Genomic DNA, 8,916 nt, shown 5'->3' with positions numbered 1-8,916 from the left:
GGACCAGGCATCCGCGCTCAGCCGTCGTCGCTTCATCGTCTGCATCGTCTGCATCGCTCACTCCAGTGGTGGTTGACCTGGAGCGGCATTGTCCGCACGCGCGAATAGATCGGAAGAACGCCTCGGAGTTAACGCTTACGCAGATGGCGCGCAATCTCACCGATGCCGAAGAGCCGTTCCTTCGGCACAAGCGATTCCTGATCATGGATCGAGATACAAAGTATTCCGCAAGCTTTCGTGCCGCCCTGACTCGACAGCGGATCGAATCGATAAGACTGCCGCCACGCTCGCCAAACTTGAACGCATACGCGGAGAGGTTTGTGCGCTCGGTAAAGGGAGAGTGCACCCAACGAATGGTCTTCTTCGGCAGGTCGTCGCTCGAGCGCGCGCTGACGCACTACGTGACACACTATCACGAAGAGCGCAATCATCAGGGGCTACAGAATCGCCTACTGAAACGTTCTGACGGGATTACCCATCGAGTTGGTCGCGTAAAGCGCCGGGAGCGATTGGGTGGAATGCTCAACTTCTATCATCGAGAAGCCGCCTGACGACGGAGTTTTCGGACATTACGGGCAGCAACGCCTGGCACAGCGCCTTGTCCCAGTCGGAGAAATTCTGCTCGGTTGGCGCCCGCGTGATCCGCAGTCGGCAGTTCGCGCCGTCGTCGGCGACGATGTCGGCGCCAAGAATGAAACGGATATTGATCGGCTGGATGAATGACTTATAGAACTCGCCTTGCATCCACTTGTCTGTATCGATCATCTCATCGATGGTCACCACCCGGTCCGGCGGCAGGCCGACGAACGGATCCATCGAGAACACCTCGTAATGATTGTAGGGCGAGCGATCGACTTCCGGACCGCGCCCCACGTCGCGGATGAGCAGCGCCGGACGCTCTACAGAGGCTCGTCGCAGAATCAGCGTTGCCCAATTCGCTCGCAGATGCCGGCGTAGCAGTCCGAGCATGCCCCCCCAGGGAACCGACTCGAGCGGTCCCTGATAGATCGCACCGATGAGCTCGCTCATCTGTTCGAACGAAAGCGAGCGGCCGGACGCGCTGAAGTCCTGGCTCACCGCCTCCGATACGACTCTCTCGGAGTCCAGACGGCCTTCTGCTTTCATCTCTGATTTCTTCGCCACGAAATGCACCGCACGCCAGCACGCGCAAAATGTAGGCGAGCTGGAGCCCCCCGGCCAGCGGTCGATGTCCTCCCCCGTAAGCTACCAGATAGCCCGCGTCAAGTGCACCGCGTAATGTCTGAAATTTCAGGCGTCACGCCGCTTCTCGATAGTAGAAGTTGAGCATACCACCGAGTCTCTCCCGGCGCTCTACTCGACCACCTCGATGGATAGGGCGATTGGAGTCCTTCAGGAGACGATTACTCACCCCCTGATGATTACGCTCTTCGTGGTAGTGCGCCACGGACTGCGTCAGCGCGCGCTCGAGCGATGATCTGCCGAAGAAAGCCCATTCGTTGGGTGCACTCTCCCTTTACCGAGCGCACAAATTTCTCCGCATACGCGTTCAAATTTGGTGATCGTGGCGGCAGTCGGATCGGCTCGATTGGCTCCCGACTGCCGCGCGGAAGGCTGCGGAATATTTCGTATCTCGATCCATGATCAGGAACCGCGTGTGCCGAAGGAACGGCTCCTCGGCATCGGTGAGATTGCGCGCCATCTGCACCATCCACGCCCCATGCGGATGAGGCGTAATCCTCGCAATCTTCACCGTTCGGCTCGCCAGGTTGAGCACAAACAGAACGTAGTACGTCACTAAGCCGCGCAGCGTGAGAACCTCGGCCGTAAAGAAGTCCGTGGCCGCAATGCTCTCCAAGTGCGCCTTGAGAAAGGTCGACCACGACGTGCGCATTCCTCGTTCGGGCGCCGGATCAATGCCATGTTCGCTCAGTACGTTCGCGATCGTGCCGCGGCTAGAATCATGCGCTAAGTTCGCCAGCGCGCCTTGAATTCACGTGCCCCAAGATCGATTCTCCAGTGCCATGCGAACAATGAGCTGGACGTTCACCTACATCGTTCGGGGGCGGCCGGGTCCACGGCGTGAGGGTAGGCCCATTTCTGTGCGACCAACGTTCGATACCACCGCATCAGCGTATCCGGCGTGACCAACGTATCGAGTTCGCTGAGCGGCTTGCGCCCCAACGCATACGCTCTGCGTGCAAGTCGACGGCGTTCGGCATCCGTGAATCGCAGGCGTCGACCGCCGAGGCGCTCCTTCAGCAACCGACTTTCTTCCCTCAAGAACTCGATCACATCCCAGCTGCCGACGATTGAGCCAGCCAGCAAGCAGCGTCAGGAGAAATTGCAGCGGCTGGATGGAGCGAAATATCCGAGCAAGGATAGCCTGTTCGGTTCAGAACTACGCCGTTCGAATTATTGGACAGTACGAGCGCCAGGTGGCGGCGCAGAAATAGGATCTCCGCTTCCAACGATTCGCGCGGCCGAAATAGGCGCCCGGCACCACTGGATCAGGTCCCAGGCAAGTCGAACGTTAACGGAGAACGCACTCAGCACGCCGGGATCATGCCATAGTTACACAAGCTGGCCAGCCCCGAGGCCACGATCCAATTTTTGCGGACCACAGCCGCCCCTCATCTTTGATATAGCATCGCTTGATCAGTCTCATGCGTTCATGGCGCATCTTCCCTCGGATGCTCGATCACATCATTGAGCCAGCCGGCAAGCAGCGTCAGGAGGAATTGGAGCGGTTGGATGGAGCGAAACATCCGAGCAACTATAGCCCGTTCGGTTCGGAACTATACCGTTCGAATTATTGGATAGTACGGCCTGAGCGCACCCCACAACGGCGAGCAATAGCCAGCGCCAGCGCTTCATGAGTCTCTCCCGTTATTCCGTCAACGTTGCCATGAGTCCCTTGCGCATCAGCTCGGGCGGCATATTGCCGACCTTCAACAGTCTTTCGTGGAAATCCGACAGCGTGAACTTCGCACCTACGCGCGCTTGATCGAAAACCTATCAGGAGGCTACTTGGCGTCACACCCCGGGCTGTATGAATCGTCCGCTACAATTCGCCACCGTCATGGCGGCGTTCCATCCACACAGCGGAAGTTCTCCGCTTGGTTCTTGCTGCCTCTACCGGTGTAGCGCGCGACTTTGGGGAAGGGGCACAGCGGCCGGGTGAACGCCACTCCCTTGTTCGGATTGTCATCGACATACTTCGTGCCGATGATCTTCTGCGGCGCACGCCCCTCCTCGACCCACGCCTGTAGCGCATGTCGGATATCGTGCTGCGCATCCTCGCGTAACGCAGGCAACCGCTGGCCGAAGGCATTGGGACCCGGGCCACCGAAGCAATGAAGCATGCCGGGCACCAGGAACAACCGCATGAACTCCTGTGTCCGCTGCATCCCGCCACTGTGTTGGCTCACGTCCTGGTAGTACTGAATCACGTTCGCCGGCGTCGCCGCCGGCTCGCCCCAACCGGCGTAGAAAATCACCTTTCCGCCTTTGTTCTGGAACTCACGCAGATCGGTCTTAATAGGGTCGATCACTGACTGCAGGGACTCTCCCGCGATCAGTTTGTTGTGGGTCCGCTCCACATCCCGGTCGAAGTCGAACTGCCGGAATGTCCATTCAGGATCGTCGAACACCATGTACTTGAAGAAATGTTCGGCGAACCGAGTACCCAACGTCCGCGCAGGGTCGCTACCCACGATCGCATCCCAGCCTTCGCCGTTGGTCGCCTGAGATTCCAGCGTTGTCGCCGGCCCCCGATGGAGGACCTCGCCGGTGCGCGGGTTGCGGGCCCCTTCGTATATCTTCCGGAGCGATTGCGCCTGAGCTGCGGTGATGCAGTCCTCAGACTGACCATCTCTGCAAACGAGCGTCGCAGGGTCGAATGGACAATGACGCGGGTCACCGGCAATGCCATTCACGACTTCAGCCGCTGGCGTGCACGACTTCAGTGCCGCTGCTTCTACCAAGGGTAGCAGTGAGTGGGGCAATTCCCCGCCCGGCGTGTCGGACATCACTTTTGATGCCCACAGCGAACCGATCAGTTGCTTGATCCAGAAAGGCCCGCCGACGATGACGCCATCCCAGCTCTGGGGGAACCGCTGCACCTGCACCAGCGCTTCGCGCCCGCCGTCGGAACAGCCGGAAAAATAGCTGTATTTGGCGGGGGCGCCGTAGAACGCCCGGATCAGTGCTTTGGCGCTCCTGGTGGTCTCATCGAGCGAGCGATAGCCGTAATCCTTGATCTTTTCCGGTCGGCGCAACGCCCAGGAGGCATCCAGGGGATGCGCTTGATGCCCATTGTCGGTCGCAGCCACCGCGTTGCCGCCTCTCATGCCCCAACTCATCGCGCTATAGCGGATGGAACCTGCGAAGGCACCATTGCCGACTTGATAGAACCGGCCGCTCCAGTTGGCGGCCGGCAGCCAAACTTCCCAGTGAATGTGCGAATCCGCGCTGGGTCGCGACACGCCGTGCACCCGGCAGAACGACGGCAAGTCGGTATGAGTGGTGCCATCGGGCGCGTTGAAGGAACCGGCGGATTCCAGATTCACATGCAGTATCTCGGCTCCGGGCAGTTCATGGTTCACCAGATCGAGACAGTCGGCAGTGGCGAACGCCGGCGTCAGCAGCAGCGTCGCAAGAGAAACAATCGCCATGCTGCTCTTGTATCGGAGCGTCTGTTCGATCTTCATTGCATCTCTCGGGGGAAGTCCGACTTCTTCACAAGGAGTGCCAGCACTCATGCGCGCTGCACTTCGACGTTCGCAGACGCCGGCAGTCCGACATCGACGGCTGCGACTCGCAGCGCGGTCTGCGTCTGGCGAAATCCATGGATGCTGCGATTCAGCAGCACCGCGCCCAGCGCGAAACAGATCGTTCCGACAATGGCGATCGAGGCGCCGACGCGCAGCTCGTCCGCGAAGCCGTAATCCGTGATCACGGCGATCACGGTCGGCCCGCAGCCAATAGAGATCATGTTGGCGACCAACAGATAGATCGCGGAGACCTGCGCCCTGATCTGCACGGGCGAGGCCAGCTGGATCGCCACAGGCGCCATCACGATGATGGCGCCGAAGAGCAGATAGCTGATGCCCAACAACACGAACTTGGCCTCGATGGAGGCCACTGCGATGATCGCCAGCGGCAATGGCAGGGACAACAACACCACCGTCACCAGAATCCGGATCGATGGCGCCGAGACGCCTCGACGGCCCAACCAGTCGCTGCACCATCCCGCAGTCAGCCCACCCGTCAACAGACAGGGGACGGATATCGCGCCCAGCGTCATGCCGATCGTGCCCGCGCTCCACTCGTGTACTCGGATGAAATACGTCGGAAACCAGGCGGAGCTGCCATAGAAGTACAGGCTGACCACCGACATGCCGAGAACATAGCAGACGAAGAAACTCCGGCCGCTTGCCATGTAGCCGAGCACCGCCGAGAATCGAGTCGACAACTCCGCACTGGCCGCTGACTTCTTGCGGGCGGGCTCCGTGACGAAGATCAACGGAATCACCATCATCAGGCTCAACGTGCCGACCGTGAGCAAGGCCAGTTGCCACACTCGCATCTCACCGAAGATGGGCAACGAGATCACCCCCACTCGTTCCACCAGATCGATGACCAGGCCGCCCAGGATCAGCGACACGCCGCTACCGACCACGCCGCCGATCACGAACACGCTCATGCCTCTGGCCAGCTTCTCCGGCGCGAACAGATCCGCCACCATCGCGTAACCCGCCGGGGTCAAGGCGGCTTCTCCCAGCCCCACTCCCATTCTCGCCACGAACATTTCTTTGAAGTCGCGCGCGAATCCACACAACATCGTGAGCAGACTCCACAGTGTCGCCCCGAGCAGAATCACGCGCTTTCTCGACCAGAGATCCGCCGCCCGGCCCATCGGCACGCCCATCACCGCGTAGACTGCGGCGAACGCCAGCCCGGTCAACAGGCTGACACCGGTATCCGACAGCCCCAGATCGTGCTTGATGGGCTCGATCAGCAACACCAGGATCTGCCGGTCGACAAACGAGAACATGTACAGCCCGGAGAGCACCGCCACCGCACTCCAGGCGGCCACCGGCGATGGCACTGGCTCGACCGTCTGGTCATCGCTGTTCACTGTCATTCGCTGCGCCTTTGGAGGAACCCGGATCGACGAACCTTGCCCGCCTCGTCCCGCAGCGATTCACTGACGAACTCGAAGCTCCTGGGAATCTTGTAGCGAACGATCTGCTCCGCGAGATGCGCTCTAAGCGCGTCCTCGCTCAGTCCGTGAGGCGCATCGACGATCGCGTGCACGCGCTGGCCAAGATCATCGTCCGGCAAGCCGATCACGATGCTCGAACGGACGGCGGGGTGAGACTCGATGGCCGCCTCGACTTCGGCGGGATAGATGTTGGCGCCACCGCAGAGAATCAGATCCTTCGAGCGGTCCGCGACGTACAGATAGCCCTCGGCATCGACACACCCGATGTCGCCGAGCGTCTCCCATCCACCCTCGATGGCTTTGGGCTCGGCACCAATGTATCGATAGGTGCTTCCCTGGCCGCCATCGGGCAGAAAGTAGATTTCCCCACGGCTGCCCGGCGCCACTTCCTGGCCGGACTCATCGCATATCTTCATGCGGCAGCCCGGGAATGCCCGGCCCACCGAGCCTTTGTGCCGCAGCCATTCCACGCCGTCGATTCGCGTAACGCCCTGGCCCTCGGTCCCACCATAGGCCTCGACGATACGCTCAGGCCCCAACCAGCCGATCCACGCCTCCTTCAACCACGCCGGGCAAGGCGCGCCGCTGTGGAACACGGTCCGCAACGTCGAAATGTCGTAGCCATCGCGTATGGATGGTTCCAGGCGCCAGATCCGGTTCATCATCGTCGGCACCAGCCCGATCCACGAAACATCGTGTGCATCGATGGACTGCAGTGTGCTCTGCGCATCGAACTTGGGCAGGGTGATGACATGGTTTCCCCGCAGCAGAGCGATCAGTGACCATGAGAATGCGGCGTTGTGATACAGCGGCCCCGGCAAACATACCGCCTCCTCGCTGGGCAAACGCAAGAACGCTCCCAGAGTCTCGTCGAAGACTGTGCCGCGGGCGTCGACGATCAGCTTCGGTCGCCCAGTACTGCCGCCGGAAGTGCAGACCTTCCAGTGTGCAGCGACGGCATCCGGCAAGGGCTCGCCACTGATCGTGTCATCCGGCGTGAAATCCGGCGGCAGGACTTTTTTGTCGGGAAACCACTGCGGCTCGACACCAATCACCAGGGGAGTGCCGCTGAGCTGGATGATCTCAGTCAGTTCCTTGCGCGGCAGGCGGGAAGACACCGGCAACGGCGTCGCTCCGATTTTCCACAACGCAACGGTGATCTGATAGAACTCGATGCTGTTCGGCAGCGCAATCGTCACGAGCTGGTCCTGGCGCACACCCATCGCGGAGAGCGCTCTTGCCCAGCGATTGCTGGAGACGTCCAGCTCGCTACGCGAGAGCGTTCGGGCACCACAAGTAACCGCCGCAGCGGCCGGTTCCGCGGCGGCGAGCGCTGCAAGCCTACGACTGAAACTCAGCATTCGCCTCGCTCCGCGTTGATCCTGCTCAGTAGCCGGCACGTTGCAGCGGCAACGGGATGGAGAGCTGGCTGTTGCTGGAGATGTAGCTGTTGAGAACCCTGAAGCGGAGCCCGGCAAATTTCTCCGGATCGACGTCCAGCACTCTCATAGAGACGCTGCCGCCGGCGGGCACGCGCAGGAACTTCGTCTGATTGACCACGATGCTCTCGTCGACCAATTCCAGATTGACTTCCACTGGCGCCTTGTTCTCGATCTTCACGATGACCGAGCGCGGCACCCGCCGCACCGGATCGCGCGTCGTATCCTGCACGGGTGTCATCGTCAGAGCACTGCCGAGAATGTCGGCCACGTCCGCCTCCCTTCCGATCAGCGTCTGTCGATACAACGCCACTGTTCTGCCATTGGCCAGTGCTTCCTTCAACGACTCGGCCTGCCGGTTTTTCGCAAGGAACAACGTGACCGTTCGATGCGGCAGAGCGTTCGCCGCCAGCTCCCACTTGATCTGTCGGTGGGTGTCCGAATTGCCGAGCATGGCCAGGCTGTTCTTCAGGGCCAGATCGATGGCTTGCGGGAACATCTTGTCGCCATTGGCAACTTCGATCCCTCGCAGCAAGCCCTGGTCGAAGAAACGCTGGTGCACCGGCTCGGGATGGGCGACATAGCTGGGGAAGCCCGGCCAGTACGGATGATTCTGGAAGCAGATTCCTCCTTGCTGCTCGGCCCGGCGCAGCGCCGCCTCCACTTCCGCCTCTGTTTTTGGCCCCACGGTATGAAAGTGCTCATACACGTCCTGACTGGACCGGGCATCCGGATGAGACGCGCTGCGCATCTGGTTTGCATCCTGGATGAACACGCAATTCATGTGCCCGATGCCGCGAGTCAGCTCGGCTCCGGGAATGACCGTCAGCGGCAGTCCGCCATCGCGCACTTGCCGATCCGCCAGAACGAACGCCTGATTCTTGTCCAACAAGCCGGTGTCCGGTTGCGTAATCAGCTGAGTCGCAAGCGTGGTTTCGGCGTGATCGGTGATTGCGATGGCCGCGAGCCCTTCATTCAGCGCTTCCTCGACACGCAGGTTCGGCCACACATAGGCGTCCGAGAATATCGTGTGTACGTGCAGATCGACGGCCAACACCTGGAATCCGCGCGCCGTCGGCGGGAAGCTTTGCAAGGCGATGGGCTCCGCGGCTGCGGCAGGCAAGAGCGCGGCAACCATCGATGAGACAAGCAATGCCGGCACCGCAGCCAGCCTATGAATTGCACGCATCTATTCCTCCGCAGTTTCAGCCAAACCGATCCAGGCGCATCGTCTCATCTGCAGGGCCGATCGTCGGGATCGCTGGCATC

At 60.8% G+C, this 8,916-nt stretch carries 9 protein-coding genes; 2 read left to right on the top strand and 7 right to left on the bottom strand.

Features of this window, described 5'->3' with window-relative positions:
• Window positions 1-143 precede the first annotated feature (143 nt).
• The gene (locus tag VGE08_RS26565) at window positions 144-551 is read left to right on the top strand and encodes an integrase core domain-containing protein (protein ID WP_414717494.1); all 408 of its coding nucleotides are present in this window, start codon (window positions 144-146) and stop codon (window positions 549-551) included.
• On the opposite strand, the gene VGE08_RS14645 is transcribed toward VGE08_RS26565, so the two are convergent.
• The 3 genes from VGE08_RS14645 to VGE08_RS14635 form a co-directional block, all read right to left on the bottom strand.
• Window positions 523-1,143: a hypothetical protein gene (locus VGE08_RS14645; protein WP_331068644.1), complete on the bottom strand. Its 621-nt coding sequence runs from the start codon at window positions 1,141-1,143 to the stop codon at window positions 523-525. The genes VGE08_RS26565 and VGE08_RS14645 overlap by 29 nt on opposite strands.
• 385 nt (window positions 1,144-1,528) lie before the next feature.
• Complete coding sequence (locus VGE08_RS14640) at window positions 1,529-1,837, bottom strand: hypothetical protein (RefSeq protein WP_331068643.1); 309 nt, start codon at window positions 1,835-1,837, stop codon at window positions 1,529-1,531.
• Between the two features lie 188 nt (window positions 1,838-2,025).
• Window positions 2,026-2,307 (bottom strand): hypothetical protein, encoded by a 282-nt coding sequence (locus VGE08_RS14635; protein ID WP_331068642.1) that lies wholly within the window; start codon window positions 2,305-2,307, stop codon window positions 2,026-2,028.
• Window positions 2,308-2,854: 547 nt separating this feature from the next.
• Between VGE08_RS14635 and VGE08_RS14630 the strand changes: the two genes are divergently transcribed.
• Window positions 2,855-2,986, top strand: coding sequence for a hypothetical protein (locus VGE08_RS14630; protein WP_331068641.1), 132 nt, complete (start codon window positions 2,855-2,857; stop codon window positions 2,984-2,986).
• A 73-nt stretch (window positions 2,987-3,059) separates the two neighbouring features.
• Here VGE08_RS14630 and VGE08_RS14625 read toward each other — a convergent pair whose 3' ends face one another.
• The 4 genes from VGE08_RS14625 to VGE08_RS14610 are packed head-to-tail and all read right to left on the bottom strand — an operon-like array spanning window position 3,060 to window position 8,836.
• A complete protein-coding gene (locus tag VGE08_RS14625) occupies window positions 3,060-4,691 on the bottom strand; it encodes a tannase/feruloyl esterase family alpha/beta hydrolase (RefSeq protein WP_331068640.1) in 1,632 nt (543 codons plus the stop codon).
• 47 nt (window positions 4,692-4,738) lie between these two features.
• Complete coding sequence (locus VGE08_RS14620) at window positions 4,739-6,127, bottom strand: MFS transporter (protein ID WP_331068639.1); 1,389 nt, start codon at window positions 6,125-6,127, stop codon at window positions 4,739-4,741.
• Window positions 6,124-7,569 (bottom strand): AMP-binding protein, encoded by a 1,446-nt coding sequence (locus VGE08_RS14615; RefSeq protein ID WP_331068638.1) that lies wholly within the window; start codon window positions 7,567-7,569, stop codon window positions 6,124-6,126. The genes VGE08_RS14620 and VGE08_RS14615 overlap by 4 nt, the downstream gene beginning before the upstream one ends.
• A gap of 25 nt (window positions 7,570-7,594) precedes the next feature.
• Window positions 7,595-8,836: a hypothetical protein gene (locus VGE08_RS14610; RefSeq protein WP_331068637.1), complete on the bottom strand. Its 1,242-nt coding sequence runs from the start codon at window positions 8,834-8,836 to the stop codon at window positions 7,595-7,597.
• Between the last annotated feature and the right edge of the window lie 80 nt (window positions 8,837-8,916).

This window comes from Steroidobacter sp. (assembly GCF_036406195.1).
In the GTDB taxonomy this organism is placed as follows: Bacteria; Pseudomonadota; Gammaproteobacteria; order Steroidobacterales; family Steroidobacteraceae; genus Steroidobacter.
Note: the sequence above shows the minus strand (reverse complement) of the source record. Positions and strands in the feature narration are given on the sequence as shown.

Bases quoted from the DNA above. Each gene is read 5' to 3' on its own strand.
- VGE08_RS14630 (WP_331068641.1), top strand. From the start codon at position 2,855: ATGAGTCTCTCCCGTTATTCCGTCAACGTTGCCATGAGTCCCTTGCGC.
- VGE08_RS14610 (WP_331068637.1), bottom strand. From the start codon at position 8,836: ATGCGTGCAATTCATAGGCTGGCTGCGGTGCCGGCATTGCTTGTCTCA.
- VGE08_RS14620 (WP_331068639.1), bottom strand. From the start codon at position 6,127: ATGACAGTGAACAGCGATGACCAGACGGTCGAGCCAGTGCCATCGCCG.
- VGE08_RS14615 (WP_331068638.1), bottom strand. From the start codon at position 7,569: ATGCTGAGTTTCAGTCGTAGGCTTGCAGCGCTCGCCGCCGCGGAACCG.
- VGE08_RS26565 (WP_414717494.1), top strand. From the start codon at position 144: ATGGCGCGCAATCTCACCGATGCCGAAGAGCCGTTCCTTCGGCACAAG.
- VGE08_RS14625 (WP_331068640.1), bottom strand. From the start codon at position 4,691: ATGAAGATCGAACAGACGCTCCGATACAAGAGCAGCATGGCGATTGTT.